Source organism: Hyphomicrobium sp. (genome assembly GCF_019744875.1).
In the GTDB taxonomy this organism is placed as follows: domain Bacteria; phylum Pseudomonadota; class Alphaproteobacteria; order Rhizobiales; family Hyphomicrobiaceae; genus Hyphomicrobium_C.
Window position 1 is genome coordinate 75,662 of sequence record NZ_JAIETU010000004.1, and the last position, 19,889, is coordinate 95,550.

At 64.7% G+C, this 19,889-nt stretch carries 17 protein-coding genes; 4 read left to right on the top strand and 13 right to left on the bottom strand.

Annotation, left to right across the window (positions count from 1 at the left end):
* The first annotated feature begins 20 nt into the window (after positions 1-20).
* Both mfd and K2Y42_RS09640 read left to right on the top strand, forming a co-directional pair.
* Positions 21-3,497 (top strand): transcription-repair coupling factor, encoded by a 3,477-nt coding sequence (mfd, locus tag K2Y42_RS09635; protein ID WP_291151808.1) that lies wholly within the window; start codon positions 21-23, stop codon positions 3,495-3,497.
* A 96-nt stretch (positions 3,498-3,593) separates the two neighbouring features.
* Positions 3,594-4,121: a dihydrofolate reductase family protein gene (locus tag K2Y42_RS09640; RefSeq protein ID WP_291151621.1), complete on the top strand. Its 528-nt coding sequence runs from the start codon at positions 3,594-3,596 to the stop codon at positions 4,119-4,121.
* Between the two features lie 52 nt (positions 4,122-4,173).
* On the opposite strand, the gene K2Y42_RS09645 is transcribed toward K2Y42_RS09640, so the two are convergent.
* The 6 genes from K2Y42_RS09645 to K2Y42_RS09670 all read right to left on the bottom strand — a co-directional run bounded on the left by K2Y42_RS09645 (position 4,174) and on the right by K2Y42_RS09670 (position 10,508).
* Positions 4,174-4,608 carry a hypothetical protein gene (locus tag K2Y42_RS09645; protein WP_291151623.1) on the bottom strand — a complete coding sequence of 145 codons (435 nt, stop codon included), beginning with the start codon at positions 4,606-4,608 and terminating at the stop codon, positions 4,174-4,176.
* 120 nt (positions 4,609-4,728) lie between these two features.
* Entirely contained in the window at positions 4,729-5,031 is a 303-nt protein-coding gene (locus K2Y42_RS09650) for a hypothetical protein (protein ID WP_291151625.1), read from the bottom strand.
* A gap of 173 nt (positions 5,032-5,204) precedes the next feature.
* Positions 5,205-6,743: an AMP-binding protein gene (locus K2Y42_RS09655; protein WP_291151810.1), complete on the bottom strand. Its 1,539-nt coding sequence runs from the start codon at positions 6,741-6,743 to the stop codon at positions 5,205-5,207.
* 284 nt (positions 6,744-7,027) lie between these two features.
* Positions 7,028-7,840, bottom strand: coding sequence for a DUF6232 family protein (locus tag K2Y42_RS09660; protein ID WP_291151627.1), 813 nt, complete (start codon positions 7,838-7,840; stop codon positions 7,028-7,030).
* 315 nt (positions 7,841-8,155) lie between these two features.
* Complete coding sequence (locus K2Y42_RS09665; protein ID WP_291151630.1) at positions 8,156-8,668, bottom strand: DUF1801 domain-containing protein; 513 nt, start codon at positions 8,666-8,668, stop codon at positions 8,156-8,158.
* 34 nt (positions 8,669-8,702) lie between these two features.
* Positions 8,703-10,508, bottom strand: a complete 1,806-nt coding sequence (locus K2Y42_RS09670; RefSeq protein ID WP_366512374.1) for an extracellular solute-binding protein — start codon at positions 10,506-10,508, stop codon at positions 8,703-8,705.
* Positions 10,509-10,927: 419 nt separating this feature from the next.
* Between K2Y42_RS09670 and K2Y42_RS09675 the strand changes: the two genes are divergently transcribed.
* Positions 10,928-11,782: an invasion associated locus B family protein gene (locus K2Y42_RS09675; RefSeq protein ID WP_291151632.1), complete on the top strand. Its 855-nt coding sequence runs from the start codon at positions 10,928-10,930 to the stop codon at positions 11,780-11,782.
* A 165-nt stretch (positions 11,783-11,947) separates the two neighbouring features.
* Here the strand turns inward: K2Y42_RS09675 and hspQ are convergent, their stop codons facing one another.
* From hspQ to K2Y42_RS09695, 4 genes are all read right to left on the bottom strand, one after another.
* A complete protein-coding gene (hspQ, locus tag K2Y42_RS09680; protein WP_291151816.1) occupies positions 11,948-12,268 on the bottom strand; it encodes a heat shock protein HspQ in 321 nt (106 codons plus the stop codon).
* Positions 12,269-12,411: 143 nt separating this feature from the next.
* A complete protein-coding gene (locus K2Y42_RS09685) occupies positions 12,412-13,467 on the bottom strand; it encodes a CoA ester lyase (RefSeq protein WP_291151634.1) in 1,056 nt (351 codons plus the stop codon).
* A 95-nt stretch (positions 13,468-13,562) separates the two neighbouring features.
* Positions 13,563-14,942 carry a polyhydroxyalkanoate depolymerase gene (gene phaZ / locus K2Y42_RS09690; protein ID WP_291151636.1) on the bottom strand — a complete coding sequence of 460 codons (1,380 nt, stop codon included), beginning with the start codon at positions 14,940-14,942 and terminating at the stop codon, positions 13,563-13,565.
* Positions 14,943-15,216: 274 nt separating this feature from the next.
* Positions 15,217-15,717 (bottom strand): Lrp/AsnC family transcriptional regulator, encoded by a 501-nt coding sequence (locus K2Y42_RS09695; RefSeq protein WP_291151638.1) that lies wholly within the window; start codon positions 15,715-15,717, stop codon positions 15,217-15,219.
* A 137-nt stretch (positions 15,718-15,854) separates the two neighbouring features.
* Here K2Y42_RS09695 and ald point away from each other — a divergent pair, with 137 nt between their 5' ends.
* Positions 15,855-16,973 (top strand): alanine dehydrogenase, encoded by a 1,119-nt coding sequence (gene ald, locus K2Y42_RS09700; RefSeq protein ID WP_291151641.1) that lies wholly within the window; start codon positions 15,855-15,857, stop codon positions 16,971-16,973.
* A gap of 115 nt (positions 16,974-17,088) precedes the next feature.
* Here the strand turns inward: ald and K2Y42_RS09705 are convergent, their stop codons facing one another.
* The 3 genes from K2Y42_RS09705 to K2Y42_RS09715 all read right to left on the bottom strand — a co-directional run bounded on the left by K2Y42_RS09705 (position 17,089) and on the right by K2Y42_RS09715 (position 19,877).
* Positions 17,089-17,847, bottom strand: coding sequence for a glucose 1-dehydrogenase (locus tag K2Y42_RS09705; RefSeq protein ID WP_291151644.1), 759 nt, complete (start codon positions 17,845-17,847; stop codon positions 17,089-17,091).
* Between the two features lie 70 nt (positions 17,848-17,917).
* On the bottom strand, positions 17,918-18,757 hold the full coding sequence (locus K2Y42_RS09710; protein WP_291151646.1) for a lytic transglycosylase domain-containing protein: 840 nt from the start codon (positions 18,755-18,757) through the stop codon (positions 17,918-17,920).
* A 94-nt stretch (positions 18,758-18,851) separates the two neighbouring features.
* The gene (locus K2Y42_RS09715; RefSeq protein ID WP_291151649.1) at positions 18,852-19,877 is read right to left on the bottom strand and encodes a histidine kinase dimerization/phosphoacceptor domain -containing protein; all 1,026 of its coding nucleotides are present in this window, start codon (positions 19,875-19,877) and stop codon (positions 18,852-18,854) included.
* Positions 19,878-19,889: the final 12 nt, after the last annotated feature.

The following is a 19,889-nucleotide window of genomic DNA, read 5'->3' on the forward strand; positions in this document are numbered from 1 at the left end:
TGACGAAGGCTGTGCGGCACATGAGCGAGCGGGCGGATCTGATCTTTACGGGCGTGCCGGAAGGGCTCGATGCGCTCGTGCTCGCGCGGCTCGTGGAGGAAGCGGCGGACGGCGCGCGTTCCGGCCTGCTGCTGCATGTGGCGCGCGATGACCGCCGTCTCGACGTGCTGGAAGGCCAGCTCAAGTTTTTTGCGCCCAAGGTGCGCGTCGTGCCGTTTCCGGCGTGGGATACGGTGCCCTACGATCGCTCGGGGCCGAATGCGGAGATCGTGGCGAAGCGCATCACTGCGCTTTCGCGGCTGGCGCTCGGCAACCGCAGCGAGCCGGTGGTGGTGCTGACGACCGTCAACGCCGTGCTGCAGAAGGTGCCGCCGAAAGCGTTCATCCGCACGGCCATGAAGAGCCTTGCGCCCGGTCAACGCGTCGATCTCAACCGTCTCGTCGCGCGTCTCTCGCGGGCGGGCTACACGCGCACCGGCACGGTGATGGAGCAGGGCGAGTTCGCGGTGCGCGGCGGCATTGTCGATCTCTTTCCGCCGGGGCGGCAGAACCCCGTGCGGCTCGACTTCTTCGGCGACACGCTGGAGACCATCAAGGCGTTCGACGCCGAGACGCAGCGTACATCGAAGGTGCTGCGCAAGCTGATCCTGATGCCGGTGTCCGAAGTGGCGTTCGGAGAGGCGGCGACGGCGTTGTTCCGCACGCGCTACGTGGAATTGTTCGGCGGCGCGACGGGCGACGATCCGCTCTACGAAGCGGTCAGCAGCGGGCGGACCTATGCGGGCCAGGAGCACTGGCTGCCGTTCTTCCACGAGACGCTCGAAACTCTGTTCGACTACATGGACGGCGCGGTCGTCAGCTTCGACAATCTTGTCGACGACGCGGTCAAGAGCCGCTTCGAGCAAATCAAGGAGCACTACCTCGCGCGCACGGAAGGGCTCGAGACGGAGCGCTTCGGCGCGCCGCCCTACAAGCCCGTGCCGCCGGACCTGATGTTCCTCAATGCGGGCGGCTGGAAGAAGGCGCTGGCGGGGCACAAGGTCGTGCGGCTGACGCCGTTCGAAATGACAGAAGGCGCCGGAGTGCGTCCCTGGCGGGGCCGTGGCGGGCGCTCGTTCGCGCCTGAGAGGCAGAACCCGGACGGCAACGTGTTCGATGCCGTCGTGGGGCACATCAAGCGCGTGCAGGGCGAGCACCGGCGCGTGATCGTGGCGGCGTGGACCACGGGTGCGCGCGAGCGGCTCGGCTCGTTGCTGGCCGATCACGGGCTCAAGTCGCAGGCGAAGGTCGAGGGTTACGCTGACGCGCTGGCGCTCGATCCCAACGTCACGGGGCTTGCGGTGCTGGGGCTCGAGCAAGGCTTCGAGACCCCCGAGCTGGTGGTGGTGGCGGAACAGGACATCCTGGGCGATCGTCTCGTGAGGCCACGCCGCAAGGCGAAAAAGGCCGCCGACGTCCTGACCGAGGCGACCAGCCTTTCTGTCGGCGATCTCGTCGTGCACGCGGACCACGGCATTGGGCGCTTCGCGGGCCTCAAGACGATCACTGCGCTGGGTGCACCGCACGATTGCCTGGAGCTCAAGTATCACGGCGGCGACACGCTCTATCTTCCGGTCGAGAACATCGAACTGTTGTCGCGCTACGGCTCGGACGACGGCACGGCGCAGCTCGACAAGCTCGGCGGCGTGGCCTGGCAATCGCGCAAGGCCAAGCTCAAGAAGCGCCTGCGCGAGATGGCGGGCGAGTTGATCAAGATCGCGGCAATGCGGCAGCTTCGCGAAGCCCCGGTGCTCGCGCCGCCTGCGGGCGCCTACGACGAGTTCGTGGCGCGGTTCCCCTACGAAGAGACCGAGGACCAGACGGCGAGCATCGAGGCGGTGCTGGGCGATATGCAATCGGGCCGCCCGATGGACCGGCTGGTGTGCGGCGACGTCGGCTTCGGCAAGACGGAAGTGGCGCTGCGGGCGGCGTTCGTGGCGGCGATGAACGGCTTGCAGGTGGCGATCGTCGTGCCGACGACGCTGCTGGCGCGGCAGCATTCGCGCACCGTCATGGAGCGCTTCAAGAACTTGCCGCTGAAGCTCGCGCAGGCCTCGCGTCTCGTCTCGGCCAAGGATCTCACCGACGTCAAGGACGGCATCAAGAACGGCACGATCGATATCGTGGTCGGAACGCATGCGCTGCTCGGCAAGCAGATCGACTTCCAGCGCCTGGGCCTGCTCGTGATCGACGAGGAGCAGCACTTCGGCGTGACGCACAAGGAGCGGCTGAAGCAACTGCGCGAGGACGTGCACGTGCTCACGCTGTCGGCGACGCCGATCCCACGCACGCTGCAGTTGGCGCTGACGGGCGTGCGCGAGCTGTCGCTGATCACAACGCCGCCGGTCGACCGGCTTGCGGTGCGCACCTACATCTCGCAGTTCGATCCGGTCATTCTGATCGATGCGCTGAAACGCGAGCGCGATCGTGGCGGGCAGACGTACTACGTCGCGCCGCGCATTTCCGATCTCGAGGAGGTGTCGGAGTTCCTGCGCGAGGCGGTGCCGCATCTCAAGGTGGCGGTGGCGCACGGCCAGCTCGCGCCGACCGAGCTGGAAGACATCATGACCGCATTCTACGAGGGCCAGTACGACGTGCTGCTGGCGACCGCGATCGTGGAATCCGGCCTCGACGTGCCGAACGCGAATACGTTGATTGTGCATCGCGCCGACATGTTCGGGCTGGCGCAGCTCTATCAGCTCCGCGGACGCGTGGGCCGGTCGAAGCGGCGTGCGTATGCGTACTTCACGACGCCGCCGGGGAAGGCGCTGACGGAAGGCGCGGAGAAGCGCCTCAAGGTTCTGCAGTCGCTCGATACGCTCGGTGCGGGGTTCTCGCTTGCCTCGCACGATCTCGACATTCGCGGTGCGGGCAACCTGCTCGGCGAAGAGCAATCGGGACATATCCGCGAGGTCGGCTTCGAGCTTTATCAATCGATGCTGGAGGAGGCGGTCGCGGCGCTCAAGGGCGGCGATCTGGAAGCGGCCGACCAGTGGAGCCCGGAAATCTCGATCGGGCTCTCGGTGCTCATTCCGGAAACCTACGTGGCGGATCTTCAGTTGCGGCTCGGGCTCTACCGGCGGCTGTCGGCGCTCGAGACGCGCGAGGAGATCGATGCGTTCGCAGCGGAGTTGGTGGATCGGTTTGGCGAACTTCCGGCCGAGGTCGATCACCTGCTCGACGTCATGGAGATCAAGGGGCTGTGCCGGATTGCGGGTATCGCGAAGGTGGAGGCCGGCACCAAGGGCTGCGTCATCTCCTTCCATCGCAATACCTTCGCGAACGCACAGGGGCTTGCGCAATTCCTGCAGACTTCGCGCGGGAAAGCGAAGGTCCAGCCGGATCACAAGATCATCTTCAAGGGCGACTGGGACCTGCCGCAGGTGCGCTTCAAGGGTGTGCGCGCGCTAATCTCGACGCTTGCCGAGATCGCAGCCAAGGGCGCGAAGGCGGCTTAGCCGCGGCGTGCGTCTGGCCGGGCGGGGGGTGATCCAATCTTGCGTTTTGTGCAAGGCCCGCGCGCGCTAGTCTCACGCATCGTGAGGGAGAAGCGCATGGCGAAGATCGTCTTCGGAATGAACCTGTCCCTGGATGGGTACATCGATCCCGACAAATTTGAACCCGATGACGTGCTGTTCCGTCATTGGATCGAGCATGTGGGCGGCCTGACCGCGAGCGTGTACGGGCGTCGTATGTACGAGACCATGCGCTATTGGGACGACGAGCATCCCGAGTGGAGCCCCGAGCGGCGCGACTTCGCTGCGGCGTGGCGGCGCTTGCCGAAATGGGTGGTGTCGCGTTCGCTGACGGCGGTCGGCCCGAACGCTACGCTCGTCGAGGATGCCGGGGCCGTGGTGCGAAGACTGAAGCGGGAGTTCGACGGAGAGATTTCCGTGTCCGGGCCGGAGCTCGCGCAAAGCCTGACCGAGCTTGGTCTCATCGATGAGTACCGGCTTTATTTTCACCCCGTCGTGCTCGGGCGCGGCATGCCATTTTTCGCCGGGCCGAGGCCGCCGCTTCGTCTCGTGGCGAGTGAGCGGATCGGCGGAGATGTTGTCCGGCTGACGTACGTTCCTGCGTGATCGCGCGTCGTGTCTTGATGGATTGCGCCGATGCGGGTGAGGGCGTTGGCTGTTACTTTGCGCCGGTGGCGCTTTCTGATGTCGTGCTGCCTGACGTCGCTTCGCCTGATGTCGCTTCGCCAGGTGTCGGGGCTGCGGTCCGGTTTGCGGCCGGGCCCTCCACCAGCACCATGTAGAGCGCCACGGCTGTCATGACCGCCAGCAGTGCGCCGCTCACCTTCGCAAAAATCTTGGCGGCTGCGGGCCATTGACCCGGAGCGTAGACGCCGAACAAGGTGGCGATCCACAGGAGCGGCCAAAGCACGATGAGATCGACGCGAATGTTGCAATTCGCGTCGCACAGGGTGCCGTTGGCGATCAGCACCTCGTAGGCCGTGTAAGCCAGCCACACGAGCGCTGCGACGATCGCGCCCAGGCGCGGTTGGCGGATGGCTGCGATCGCGAAGTAGCAGGTCGCGGCCGCGGCGACGACTATGAAAAAGTACATCGTCTTTCTCTCGTCGGGTCAGAGCCCTTGTCCGGACAGAGCTGTCATGCCGGCGCGGCGCAGAGGACGTGATGGCCTTTCTACGCCGCGCTTATCACCATGCGCTCCGAACGGCGAAGGTCAACCCGGCAAGCACAACCAGGCGCCCAAGCAGGTTTTGGGCGACGACACCTTGCACGCCATCTGCGAGGCGCGGCACGTCGTTGTGCCCGAGCCGTCTTCGCACTTCAGGCTGACAGGGCCTTTGCCCTCGCGGCCCTGCCCGTAAATGATGTTTTTTAGACCGTTCGTTGCAAAGAGCGCAGCGACATCATGGCTCGCGAACTCGCCGACGGATCCGACTCTGACGCAGTCGGCTTGAGCCGTCGCCGAAAGTGCGCAGATGATCGCCATGGCGGCTAAGCCGATTTTGAAATTGCGCATTTGCCCCTCAGTAAAATTACCTATCCAAGTCTAAGAAACTAGGGGAGCGCGTGGCCCGCTACAACAGAGACGACCCCGCGCGGGCGCGGATATCCCGCGAGGAGCCCGAAAGCGTGCCGCAATTGCCACGCTTCTCGCGGCCGCAAGGTGCTCACGAAAAGCAGAAGCTCGGGTCAGAGGCCGGCTAAGGCCGAGCGGCGGATTTTTCCGTTGGCGGTGCGCGGCAGGTGGTCGAGGAAGCGGATCTCGCGCGGGCATTTGTAGGCGGCGAGGCGCTCGGCCGCGTACGCCATGATGGCGGCGGCGTCTGCGGTTGCGCCCGGTTTCAGAACCACGAACGCGCCGACGACGTGCACGTCCGCACGCACGGCCAGCTCGGTGCAGGCAACCTCGGCGATGTCCGGGTGATTGGCGAGCACGCTTTCCACCTCAGCGGGTGAGACGCGGTAGCCGAGCGCCTTGATGATCTCGTTGTTGCGGCCTTCGTGCGTGATGTAACCCTCGGCGTCCATGCGGCCGAGATCGCCGCCGATGAACCAATCGCCGCGCGCGATGTCCAACTGCTCAGCGGGGCGGTTCCAATAGCCGAGCATTAGGCCGCGATCCGAGCGGTGCACGGCGATCAGACCTTCCGTGTCCGGGGGGAGCGGTTCGGTGCCCTCCGTGACGGGAATGATCGCGACGTGGCGGCCGGGCTGAGCCTTGCCGACCGCGCCGGGCTTCTTCGGCACGGAGGGTGCGGTCGAGATGTAGGTCGAGAGCTCGCTCATGCCGAGGCCTTCGAAAAGGCTCGTGCCGGTGCGGCCGCGCCAGTCGTCGAAGAGATCGGGCGGCGGGGCTTCGCCTGCGATCAGCGCGTGGCGCAGCGTCGGCACCGAGGACGGCGCGACGTCGGTATATTTCAGGATCTGGCGCATGAGCGAGGGCACGCCCGCAAAGATCGTCGCGCCATTGCTGTTGATCAGGCGCGGCCACAGCATGGGATCTTTCGGGCCGGTGTAAATGAGGGCGGTGGCGCCGTTGGCCCAGGGGTCCGTCAGGCCGACGCCGAGGGTGAACGTCCAGTTGAAGGCGCCCGCATGGAAGACGCGGTCGGCTGCCGTGATGCCGTACCAGCCCTGATACATGGGCGTGCGTCCCACCGCGACGCGCTGGGCGTGCAGCACGCCTTTCGGATTGGCTGTCGTGCCCGACGTGTAGATGAGGAAGGCGGGCGCTTCGGCGAGCGTGTTCGCGTAGTCCGCGCGCGGGCCTTCGCGCATCATGCGGGTCACGTCGTCCGGCGAGAGGATGCGGGGCGCGCGGGAGAGGCGCGACGTGTCGAGCGGCGTGGCGCAGGCGATGGCGGAGGCGCCGCTGTCCTCGGCGAGGAACAGCGCTTCGCCGTCCGTCAGCTGGTTCGAGGCCGGCAAGGCGATGAGGCCGGCGGCGACGGCGCCGAAAAACAGGATCGCGTAGGCGGACGTATTGTCGAGGCGGATCATGATGCGATCACCCTCGGCGAAGCCGGCCGCGCGCAAGGCGCCGGCCGTGCGCAACACGGCGTCTTCGAGATGGGCATAGGTCCAGATCTCGGATGGTGCGGGCGCGGAGGCATCCGCCATGACGATGAGCGCGGGTTTGGCGGGTGTCGACGCGGCCGCGCCTGCGAGGCAGTAGCGGGCCATGTTGAAGGGGGGATTTGCGGCAGGCGTATAGAGGGGCGTGTACATCAAGGCGGTGCGCTGGGGTTCTCGATTGGAGGGGTCACCAGCTCATGCCACGGGGGTGGCGGCGCGTCGAGGGTCGTGAAGCGGAGATGCGCGCCGGGATGTAGCGGATGCTCAGTGGGGTGCGGGCGAATTGCGCTCGTCACGCGCTCGAGGAAGGCCGGCTTACGCGCCGCCCGAGCCGTGGTTTGTTGCCGACAAACGGAGGGTGGCGACGCTTAAGCGTGACGAAGACGTGAAAACCCCTCTATCCCCGGGCTCAGCGCATCAACTTTATGAAGAAGGCCTTAGGCGAAAATGCGCGCAATGCTCGCCACAAGATTCCAAACGCCGACGCCGGCGTTTGAAATTGTGCCAACTTGCTCCGTAAACCTCTCCCAGGCCGCCTTTGCTTCCGGCTTGTTTTGATTCCCGCTAGCGATATGCGTCCGAACGATATCCAGCTGGCTCCGTAGGAAATCGGCGTTTCGCGCGTTGCTGCTTTCCACGATCGACATGAGAGCGGTCAAGTCCGTCAGCCCTTGGTTCACGATATTGACGTCTTGCGTGCCGCTGCCTGCGTTCACAATCGCGCCGGGAGATCCGGAGATGTTCGTTGTGTTCGCTTCAATTTTATGGTCGCCGATATTCACAACATACGACATCGACCGCGCATTTCCGCTTTGGGCGTTTTCGATCGCAGACTTGAGTTGTTGCAAGAAATTCTTGTCGTTGCTCATTATTCTGTAAATCGTGCGACCGTTTGTGAAGATATTGAGATAGTAGCGATCGATATATTCCTTGAACAGCCAATAAACTGCCGCTGCGGAGGCGATGAAAGCAATTGCTGATAGCGCGCCGGTGGCCGCAGGAGGTTGCGGAGAAGGGTGTGTTGAAAATCCGAAATATCCCACAGCGGTAAAAACAACGAATACCAATAACGCGAGTTCCAGTGCGTACTTAACGTACTTGCGTTTGGCGCCCGTCGGAGCCACCTCCATAGATACAATGTTGCTAATCTGATGTGATCTCGACCCCGCGATAATGAAGCTTCGTTCGATCCTCAGAATGTCATCTCGAATTCGTTCGTACTGTGCCCCGTCTGGCGAGTTCCCGGTCATGTATAGCTACCTAAATTGGCAAAGATCACCATACGCTCGCGCGTACCGTCAAAGGCATAGGCAATCGAGCAAATCCGCCGGTTGCCGTTTTCATCAATATATTATCGCGTGCTCAGAGGCCCCCATTGGTCTGTGATCATAGCATCGTGTCGACGGGAGGCAACTGCCGTTGGTCCTGGCGCAGGTCGCCTCCGTCCCCCATTACGCAATTGATTATGTGCGTAAGCGGTGACGTCGAGAGCGAAACGTCTGCTGCACGTCTGCTTGAGTTCACGATGGGGGGCTCGTGTTGCGCGAAGTGCGCACACGTACGCCTCACATCTTCTCGCCCGGAAGGCGGCTGGCCTGTTTCACCCAGGCCGTGAACTGGGCTTCGTCGAAGCTCGCGGTCTCGTAGATGTCGAGATAGCGCACGTGCGGTTGCTTCGAGGCGCCCGGCGGGACGGGGCGCAGGGATGCTCCGCGGAAGAAGGCCACTTTCACGAACCGCGCGTAGCAGTGGAAGCAGAGGAACCACACGTCGTCCTCCATGCCGTAGAACGGCGAGTTCCATTTGACGGCCTTGCGCACGCCGGGAACCGTGCTCGCGATGATCTCATCCAGGCGGCGGCCCAGGTCGCGCTTCCAGCCCGGCATGGCGGCGATGTAGGCCTGCACGGGCGCGTCGCCGTAACCCTTGGCGATCTGGGGATTGCCGCCCGAGAGAAGCTTGGGTTTGGCCGAGGTCTCATCCTGCCGCTGCGATGTGGTCTGGCGCTGCTTCGTGGCCTTCGCGGGCGCACGTTTGACGGCGGTCTTTTTCGGCGTGGCGGGGGTTTTGGTCGCCATGGCCACTCCTCGCGTTGAGACAGAGTTGAGATCGTCAGCTCTTCGGGCGGTCCCACCAGGTGTCGAGGTTGAAGCCGGAGAGGGGGATCGTCTCGGGATGAGCGAGCCGCTTCCACGACGCAATCCACTGGGCGGGCGAATGGAAGAGCGGGATCACATAGTGGCCCGAGAGCAGGACGCGGTCGAGCGCGCGCACTGAGGATACAAAATCCTCGTTGCTTTCGGCGGCCAGCAGGCTCGCGATCATGGCGTCCGCCGCTGCGTTCCTGACGCCCGCGTAGTTGTACGATCCGGGATCGACGGCGACTTTCGACGACCAGCGGAAGAGCTGCTCGTTGCCCGGCGAAAGCGACGACGGCCAAGTGAACTGGATCATGTCGAAGTCGTAGTCTTTCAGCCGCGCCTGGTACTGCGCGCTGTCGACGACGCGGACGCGTGCCCTGATGCCGAGCTTGGCGAGGTCGCCGGTGAACGCGCCGAGCAGGCGCTCCTGGCTCGTCGTGGCGGCGAGGATTTCGAACGTCAAGGGCGTGCCCGTCTTGTCGACGAGGCTGGTGCCCTTCATCGTGTAGCCGGCGGCTTCCAGCATCTCGAAGGCTATGCGGGCGTTGGCGCGGTTGTGCGGCGTGCCATCGCTTTCGGGCGCCCGGTAGGTGCCGTCCATGATCTCCGGCAGCACCGCGTTCGCGAACGGTGCCAGCAGCATGCGCTCGCGCTCGTCGGCGGGGCGGCCGTTCGAGGAGAGAAGCGAGCGTTCGAAATAGCTTTGGCTGCGCTTGTAGAGGCCGTGGAAGAAGCTCTTGTTGACCCATTCGAAGTTGAACAGATGGATGAGCGCGAGCCGGACGCGCTCGTCGGCGAAGACGGGACGGCGCGTATTGAAGACGAGGCCGGTCATGCCGGAGGGCAGCGCGATCGGCATTTCCTCGCGCACGATGCGCCCGTCGGCGACGGCCGGGAAATTATAGTTCTTGGCCCACGTGCCCGGATCGTCCTCGTTGCGCAGATCGATGTTGCCGGTCTTGAAGGCTTCGAACAGCGTCGTTCCCTCGCGGAAGTACTCGAAGCGGATCTCGTCGAAGTTGAAGCGGCCGCGATTGACGGGCAGGTCGCGTCCCCAATAGTCCGGGTTGCGCGCGTAGGTGATGGCGCGGCCGGGGTCGACGGATGCGATGCGATAGGGGCCGGAGCCGACGATGGGGGAGAGGGTCGTCTGGTCGAAGGTGTCTGCCGACATGGCGTGGCGCGGCAGGATCGGCATGAGCCCGAGAATGAGCGGCAGCTCGCGGTCGCTGGCGTCGGCGAACACGAAGCGGATCACGCGATCGGACAGAACTTCGGTTTTGGCGACCTTCTTGTAGTACGTGCGGTAGTTGGGGCGGCCCTTGTCGCGCAGGGCCTCGAACGAGAATTGGACGTCGGCTGTCGTCACCGGCTGGCCGTCGGAAAACTTCGCGAGCGGATTGAGGTGGAACGTGACCTCGCCGCGGGTTTCGGCCACGTCGATCTTTTCGGCGATGAGGCCATAGAGCGTGAAGGGTTCATCCTGGCTGCGCGCCATGAGGCTCTCGACGACGAACTCGCGGATGCCCTGCACGGGCTCGCCGCGCACGATCATCGGATTGAGGTTGTCGAAGGAGCCGGACGAGCCGAGCGTGACGCGGCCGCCCTTGGGCGCGTCCGGATTGACGTAGGGAAAGGCTGCGAACCCTTCGGCAAGGGCGGGGGCGCCATGCATGGCGATGCCGTGCGCGGGCTCGGCGCGGGCCGGCGCAGGAAAAAATCCCACGGTTGCCGCGAGGCACGCTGCCGCGATCGCCGGGAAAAATAATCGTCGCACCGATCTCTCCTCAGCCAGGCGGTCGCGGATGGCGGCTGCGGGCGGCCGCTTGGGGCAGGGCCGGGCGCGAACCTCGCGTCCGGAAATGACCGTCGGGATGCAACACCTTGGATTCGCTCGCACCGCGCTTGCTTCGTAGCACACCTTATGACCCATCAATTGGTGCGTGGATGAGGCAGGCGCGTTGCGCTATTGCAACGGATACGTCGTTTCGTCCTGTGCACGACTGGGCGGCGGCCCAACTGGCCACGGGATTGCCGTATTCGGGGCCTTATTGCCGCTCCGGATGACGCCGCGGGCGTCAGGGCGCGCGCTCCCATAATTGACATCGTTCGAGCGCTGCGGAAAGGGGCTGAGCCACCGGCCGGGGACGCCGGGCGGCTCCAGGACTGGCTCATATACGAAAGGTCGAATTTCCTATGTCGCAGAGAGATGGCATCGCAACCGGTTTCGGCCGCGGGATGTTGGCAGGCGGAGCCACGCTCGCCCTCATCGCCGGGTTGGCGTTGAGCGCACCGGCTGGAGCGCAGGACAAGAAGGACGCGCCCGCGCCTGCCGCGAAGAAAGAGGCACCGGCCGGCAAGGATGCACCCAAGGACGCAAAGGCGGCACCGGCCGGCAAGCAGAGCGCCTGGGTGAAGCTTTGCGAAAAGTCGCCGCTCGTCCACAAGGACAAGGACGGCAAAGAGGTCAAGGAAGAGAAGAACATCTGCCTGACGCATCATGAGCGTCTCGACGGAAACTCGGGCATGGTTCTCGTCTCGGCGGCGATCCGCCAGGTTGAGGGCAGCGAGCACGATCACCTGATGATCATGGTGCCGCTCGGAATGGCGCTCCCGCCCGGCCTTAAGGCTGCCGTCTACACCAAGGAGCAGTGGGAAAAGGCTGCCAAGAACGAGCAGGTCGACGACAAGGAGCTGAAGCCCGTCGATCTCAAGTACTCGCTCTGCCATTCCTCGGGCTGCACGGCTGAAATCGAGGCTACCAAGGACATCATCGACCAGATGAAGGCCGGCGGCGGCATCATGGTTCTCGCCATGAATGCGCAGGCCCAGCCGATCGGCTTCCCGGTTCCGCTTGACGGCTTCACCGACGCATTCGCTGGCAAGCCGGTCGACAACGCCGAGTACAAGAAGGCGCGCGGCCAGCTGATGGCTCAGATCCGCCAGAAGCAGCAGGAAGCCTACGAGAAGTTCCGCGCTGAGAAGATGAAGGAACTGCCGCCGCCTCCGGGTGGCGATGCGCCGGCCGCTGCTCCGGCTGCGAAGAAGTAAGGGGAATTCGCCCCACACGAAAAAGGCCGCTCTCACGAGCGGCCTTTTTTGTTTTCCGGGTTTTGATTTCCGGCGCTGGGTGCGCGATTGCGCGAGAAATGCGTGCTCGCGCGCCCAATGCCAACGGGCACTCGGTACGTCGGGCGATTGTCGGCGGCGGATGGCTTAGTGCGGCGGGCTGAAGACGCGGTAGCGTCCGTCCTCGTCCTCGACGAAGTAGTCGCTCAGCTGCGGATGGCGCAGCGGTTCGCCGCTCGTGTCGGGCAGCAGGTTCTGCTCCGAGACGTAGGCGATGTATTCCGTCTCCTCGTTCTCGGCCAGCAGGTGATAGTAGGGCTGGTCCTTGACGGGGCGGATCTCGGCCGGGATGGCGAGCCACCAATCCTCGGAATTGCTGAAGACCGGATCGATGTCGAACACGACGCCGCGGAACGCGTAGACGCGATGGCGCACGACCTGGCCGATCGCGTACTTCGCATTGCGGATAGCCGTTCCTGGCTCATTCCGCTTGCGGCGGCGCTGCGTCAATTTCTTCGGTTTTTGCGACATTGTCTCCGTCCCGCCCGCATACGAGGCGAGCGAGGTCGTGATGTCAACTCAACAGTGTAAGATGGTTGACGGCTGCGGCATCAGAACCCGTAAACCGCGCCGCGCTCGGGGTCTTTCTTGGCCACGAGGCGGGCGAGGTCGACGATGACCTTGGCCTGCTTCCAGGTCGCGTCGTCCTGCATTTTGCCGTCGATCATCACGGCGCCCGTGCCGTCGGGCATGGCCTCCAGGATGCGCTTGGCGAAGGCGACTTCCTTCTCGTCGGGCGAGAAGACGCGCTTGGCAATGTCGATCTGGGTCGGGTGCAGCGACCAGGCGCCGAGACAACCCTGGATGAACGCGTTGCGGAACTGCGCCTCGCAGGCGGCGCCGTCGGAGAAGTCGCCGAAGGGGCCGTAGAACGGCTTCAGGCCATAGGCGAGGCACGCATCGACCATCTTGCCGACGGTGTAGTGCCAGAGATCCTGCTGCGCGCGGGCGCGCGGGGCGTTGGCATCGGCCCCGGCATCGGCCAGCACGTTGTAGTCGGGGTGGCCGCCGCCGACGCGCGTGGTCTTCATGCCGCGCGATGCGGCGAGGTCTGCCGGGCCGAGGCTCATGCCGTGCATGCGCGGCGAGGCGGCGGCGATGGCTTCGACGTTCTTGACGCCCTCGGCCGTCTCGAGAATGGCGTGGATCATGATCGGCTTCTTGACGCCGTACTTGGCTTCGAGCTGGGCGAGGAGCTGATCGAGGTAGTGGATGTCCCAGGGGCCTTCGACCTTGGGCAGCATCATGACGTCGACCTTGTTGCCGGCCTCGCGCACGATCTCGATGACGTCGTCGAGCATCCAAGGCGAGTTGAGGCAGTTGATGCGCGTCCACAGGCCCGTGTCGCCGAAGTCGTTCTCGCGCGCCATCTGGATGAACCCGCGGCGGGCCGCTTCCTTGTCGCCGACCGGGATCGCGTCCTCGAGGTTGCCGAGGACGACGTCGACCTGGCTCGCGATCTCCTTGATCTTCGAGCGGATCTTCTCGTTATGCGGCGGCACGAAGTGGATCATGCGCTCGATGCGCACGGGGGCTGCGCGGAAGGGTTCGGGTGCGCCGATGGCGAGGGGGGCGAAATGCTTCGCGGGCGTGCGGACGGCGCTCATCGGGCGAACCTCGGTCTTGATTGGGAAATGGCAGAATGCGCGCGCACTCTAGTGCCCGAGCGGCGGGTGTCAACGCGGTGGTTTGCGCGCCGAAATCAGCGGGGTGAGCCGTTCAGCTCGCTTTTCGGGCGGTCGCTTTGGGCCCTCTCGCCGGGCGTGCGCCAGTCGATGACGTTCTCACGCGTCGGCTGCAGGGCGCGGTAGGGCGGCGGGACCTTGGTGTCCTCGGAGCCGGAGCGGCGCTTGAACTGGATCGAGCGGATCATCTCACGGATGCGGGGCTGGATCTCGGTGCGCCAGCGCGTGCCGCTGAAGACGCCGTAGTGGCCGACTCCGGCCTGCACATAGGTGTAGTGCTCGTCGAGCGGAATGTTCGGGCAGAGATCGTGGGCGGCCTGCGTCTGGCCGAGGCCGCAGATGTCGTCGCGCTCGCCTTCGACCGTCATGAGCGCGGTCTTGCGGATGGCCGAGCAATCGACGCGTTTGCCCCGGTGCATCATCTCGCCCTTGGGCAGGGCGTGATCCTGGAACACGGTCTTGATGGTTTCGAGATAGAACTCGGCCGGCAGGTCCATGACGGCGAGGTATTCCTCGTAGAACGTCTTGTGCTGGTTGACCGAGTCGCAATCGCCTTTGACGAGGTTCTCGAACAGCTTCATGTGCGCCTGCGTGTGGCGCTCGAGGTTCATGGTCATGAACCCGGTGAGCTGGATGAAGCCGGGATAGACGCGGCGGCCGAAGCCCGCGTTGGGGAACGGCACGTGATTGATGACGTTGTTCTCGAACCAGGAGAGCGGCTTTTCCTCGGCGAGCTTGTTGACCTGCGTTGGATTGCGGCGCGTGTCGATGGGGCCGCCCATGAGGGTCATCGAGGCGGGCTGCGCGGGATCGTTGTTGGCGGCCATGATGGCGGTTGCGGCGAGCGCGGGCACGGCCGGCTGGCACACGGCGATGACGTGCGTGTTCGGCCCCAGGAACTGGATGAACTCGATGATGTAGTCGATGAAGTCATCGAGGCCGAAGGGGCCGGTGAGGGCGGGGATGTCGCGCGAGTCGGCCCAGTCGGTGATGTAGAGGTTGTGCTCGGGAATCATCGCCTCGACCGTGCCGCGCAGCAGCGTGGCGTAGTGGCCGGACATCGGCGCGATGAGCAACACCTTCGGATCGTAGCGCTTGCCGACGACGTTCTCGTCGCGGTCGAAGTGCAGCAGATTGCAGAAGGGTTTCGTTAGAACAATTTCTTCTTTGACCGGTACCGTCAGGCCGTGGATCTTGGTGTCCTTGATGCCGAATTCCGGCTTGCCGTAGCGGCGCGTCATGCCCTCGAACACTTCGCAGGCGGCCGACAGGTTCTTGGCCAGTTCGGTGGAGTGGAAGGGATTGTACGGGGCGTCGAGCTGCGTTTTGAACGCCCGAGTCATAAGGCGGACCGGGTGCATCAGAGCGTGTGTGAGCTCATACGTGTAGTAGTGCATTAGCGACCACTCCCCTCGGGGCTCGAAGTTGCAATGCAGCAGGGCCTTTGACGCGCGTCAAGCATTCCGTCTCAGAAATGTCGTAATTGCCCGAATCACAGACAAATTTGTGACGCTTCGGTCATCGGCGGGCCCAATAATCGGGCAATTAGACGAAAGTCGATTGGGTTGCCGCTTGTGCATTGCAACAGGGTTAAGGCGCCGGAGATTCGGGGGCAATTGCCCGTTGCGAGCATCCCGCGACTACTTACTTTTGCGCGCGTCCCGCGACGACTTACTTTTTGCGCGCGTCCCGCGACGACGTCCGGACCGCGAGCCCGGGGATTGGACGGGTCTTTACCTCGCGCAGGACGAAGCTCGAGCGCAGACGCGTCACGCCCGGCAGCCGCGACAGTTCCTGCTTGTGAATGCGCTCGTAGTCGGCGAGGTCGCGGGCCAGCACGGTCAGCAGGTAGTCGTCCTCGCCCGACATCAGTTCGCAGCCGATGACCGAGGGCGACGCGTCCACTGCGGCCTCGAAGGCCTCCAGTCTCTGCTCCGTCTGGTTCTGCAAGCTGATGAAGATGTGCACCGTCATGCCCAATCCGATGGCGCCGCGGTTGATGCGCGCCTGATAGCCCTCGATGACGCCGGCCTCTTCGAGTGCGCGAATGCGCCGTGCGATGGCGGTCGGGGAGAGGGGAACGCGTTCGGCGAGCTGGACCTGGCTGAGGCGTCCGTCCTCGACGAGGGCGTCGATGATGGCGTGATCGAGCGCATCTAGTGTTTCTGGCATTGGATTTCTGCGAAAAAGTGAAAATTGCGACGATTATCTGCGCCTGCGTCCTGTTGTTCAACGAAAATTGCGGACTCTCGCTGCCTGTTTCCCAATAGGATGAATGCCGGAAATCAGCGTCCTCAGGGAGATGGTTCATGCGCATCGGCGTTCCGACGGAGATCAAAAGCGATGAGTTTCGCGTTGGCCTCGTGCCGGGATCGGTGCGGGAGCTGACCGCGAGGGGTCACGAGGTTCTGGTGCAGGCCGGCGCGGGTGCGGGCATCTTCGCCGACGACGCCGTCTACGAGCAGAGCGGGGCGCGCATCGTTCCGAGCGCCGAGCAGGTGTTCGCCGAAGCCGAAATGATCGTGAAGGTGAAGGAGCCGCAGGCCGTCGAAGTGGCGCGCCTCAAGCCGCACCAGATTCTCTTCACGTACCTTCATCTCGCGCCCGATCCTGCGCAGGCGCGCGGTCTGCTCGCCTCAGGCGCGGCGGCCATTGCCTACGAGACCGTGACGGACCAGGCGGGCGGCCTGCCGCTGCTGGCGCCGATGAGCGAGGTTGCGGGACGGCTTTCGATCGAAGCGGCGGCGATCGCGCTTCGGCGCCCGACCGGCGGACGTGGCGTTCTCATGGGCGGCGTGCCCGGCGTGCGTCCGGCCAAAGTCGTGGTGCTCGGTGGTGGCGTTGTCGGTACGCATGCGGCGCGCATGGCCGTGGGGCTCGGCGCGGACATGACGATCATCGACAAGTCGCTGCCGCGTCTGCGCCAGCTCGACGAACTATTCCAGGGCCGGGTCGTGACGCTCGCCTCGACGATGCACGCCATCGAAAGCGCGGTGCTCGAAGCGGACGTGGTGATCGGCGCGGTGCTGGTTGCTGGCGCGAGCGCGCCGAAGCTGGTGTCGCGCGCGATGCTGGGATCGATGAAGCGCGGCGCGGTGCTGGTCGATGTGTCCATCGATCAGGGCGGCTGCTTCGAGACCTCGCGGCCGACGACGCACGCGCATCCGACGTTCGAAGTCGACGGTGTCATTCACTACTGCGTGGCCAACATGCCGGGTGCGGTGCCGGTGACGAGCGCGCAGGCGCTCAACAACGCAACGCTGCCGTTCGTGCTGAAGCTCGCAGATCATGGGCTTGCCGCGTTCGACAGGGACAAGCATCTGGCGGCCGGACTGAATGTGAGGGACGGACGCATCACGCATTCCGCGGTCGCAGCCTCGCTCGGGTTCGATCGCATCGGTACGGGACCTTCGGTGGCCGCCGCCTAGAGCACGTTCGGCCATTCTATCCGGCGCGCGCCTTTCCCCCCCGTAACGCGTGCGCCGTCCAGCCGGTCCGCCTCCCCATTCCCCCCGTGGGGCGGACCGGCCTTTTTTTTAGCCCTCACTCCGCATAGATCATTTTGACGGTCATGCCGCCGTCGATCGTGATGTTCTGGCCCGTCATGAAGCCGGCATGCCGGGCGAGGAAGAGGCAGGCCTCCGCGATATCCTCCGGCCGCCCGACGCGCTGGACAGGGTGCTGGGTCTTGTCGCGCTCCGAATGGTGAGGGTGCTCGGCGCGGGGCGTGTATTGCCAGTCGCGCGTTTCGATCCAGCCGGGGCTCACGGCGTTCACGCGGATTGCGAGCGGGCCGAGACTGATCGCCATGCCGTGCGTCAGGGCGACGATGGCGCCTTTCGAGGCCGTGTAGGATTCCGTATCCGGTTCCGACATGAAGGCGCGGGTCGAGGCGATATTGATAATGGCGCCGCCCTGGCCGCGTTTCACCATGTGCTTTGCGGCGGCCTGCGAGCAGAGAACCGTGCCGCGCACGTTGGTCGCCATCACGCGGTCGAAGTCGTCTATCGCCAGATCCAGGAACGGCGCGCGGACCATGATGCCGGCATTGTTGATCAGGACATCCGGGCAGGCGAGCTCGCGCACGGTTTGATCCATCCAGCGGTCGACCTCGGTCTTGTCTGCGACATCGGTCTTGACGAAGAGCGCGCGGGCGCCTTTCGCCTCGATCTTCGCAACCGCTTCGGCGCCGGCCTCCGCGTCGGGATCGGCAATCGAAACGGCGTAGCCGGCGTCCGCAAATCCGAAGGCGATGCCGCGGCCGATGCCTTGCGCTCCGCCTGTGATGGCGACGACTTTCATGTCCTGGCCTCCCTCGTCGCTGTTTCTCTACAACCGCGCGGCGCGCGCGGGGTTGCAGGCGTGCGCGCGATTAGTGTCCGGCGAGCTTGGAGGCCATCACGGAGATGGTGCGCTGATAGACTTCGGCGCGGTTCCAATCCTTCAGCACCTGATAGTTCTTGGTGCCCGCGTGCCAGGGCTGGCCGCTCTGCCAGCCGTGGCCTTTGAGGAAGTTTGCGGTGGAGGCCAGCACATCGGGCACGCTATGGACGAGATCGGCGCGGCCGTCGCCATCGAAGTCGACGGCGTATTTGACATAAGGCGTCGGCAGAAACTGCGTCTGGCCGATTTCTCCAGCCCAGCCGCCGCGCATGGCGGCGGGCGTCATGTCGCCGTGCTGGACGATGCGCAGGGCATCCATGAGCTGGCCGGTGAAGAACGGCGAGCGGCGGCAGTCGTAGGCCAGCGTGGCCAGCGAGCGGATGATGGCGAACTTGCCGCTCGTGTCCGCGCCGAAATTGGTCTCGAGGCCCCAGATGGCGATGACGACTTCGGCGGGGACGCCGAACTGGCGCTCCATGCGGTCCAGGGTGGCGCGGTGGGTCTTCATGCGGGCGCGTGCGCGGCCGACGAGGACGGAGCCGACGCGGCGGGCATAGAACTGCTCGAACGACAGTTTGAAGGACTTCTGATTGCGATCGAAATGAATGACGCGCGGATCGTAGCTGACGCCGTCGAGGCCCTGGGCGATGGCGCGCTGGGAAATGCCCGCCGTGGCGGCCTGTTTCTTGAATCCCGCAAGCCAGGCGCCGAAGCCGCCCGCGCTCGAGCCGCAGGATGCGGCCTGGGTGTGCGTGGCGCTCAGGAGCGCGACAAGGCCGGCTGCAATTGCGACGCGAGCCGCGTGTGCGAATGACGGTGGGGTTGGCATGGCTCGCGGATCCTCGTGTTGCGATGCGCCGGAGTGATAGCGGCTCGCGTCTGGGTGGTCAAAGTTGCGTGATGGTTCGGCCGGGCAAAGGCGATCAGAGCGCGAAATCTAGCGTCGCGCGTGTCCCGCGATTGCCGGTCTCGTAGTGGAAGGTGCCTTCGAGGCCGCGCGCCATGGCCGTGATGATGCGCGTGCCGAGGCCCGTTCTCTTGGGTTTGTCGGAGCCGTCCCAGCCGATGCCGTCGTCCTCGACGACGAGTGAGAGGCGGCTGCCGTTGACGCGGCGCAGGAAGACGCGGATGTCGCCGGCCTGATCCACCGGGTAGGCGTACTTGAAGGCGTTGGTGACAAGCTCCGTGACGATGACGGCGAGGGAAATGGCGCGGTCGGTCGGCAAGCGAATGTTCTCGTCGGCGAAGACCTTGATGGCGCTCTGGCCGTCGTTGCCCAGCACTGCGACCAGTTCCTCGCCGAGGTTGTTGAGGTAGGCGTCCAGGTCGACGAAGCGGACATCGGTTGACGTGTAGAGCCGCCGGTGAATGCCGGCGATGGCGATGATGCGCGCCTTCATTTCCGCAAGCGCGGTTTTCGCGGCCTCGTCGCTGACGGCACTGGCCTGGAACGATGCCAGCGAAGCGATGAGGGCCAGGGAGTTCGCGACCCTGTGATTGACTTCCGCGAGCAAAAGCTCGGCGCGCTCCTTGGCGGCTTCGATGGCGCGGCGCTGCTCTTCGCTCTCGCGTTGGTGGCGGCGCTGAACCATGGCCTGCTTGACCGACTGAGCGAGAAGCTCGCGGTAGTGGCCGTCCACATCCTTCCAGACGTAATCGACGGCGCCCGCCTTCAAAGCGGAGACGGCGACGCGGGCGTCTTCAGAGCCCGTGACGTAGATGATGGGCGGCGCATCTTCGATGGCGAGGATCTCGGGAATGAGATCGAGGCCGGTTTCGCTGATGAGATTGTGGTCGAGAGCGATGGCGTCGTAGGTGTTCGCCCTCAGGAGCGCCAGGCCGTCGCGGCTGTTGACGGCGTGCGAAAGGGCAATGTCCTCCGCGGCCAGCACGCGCTTCAGCAGGCGCGCCAGTCCTTCGTCGTCGTCAATGTAGAGGACGTGCACCATCGCGTGGAGCGC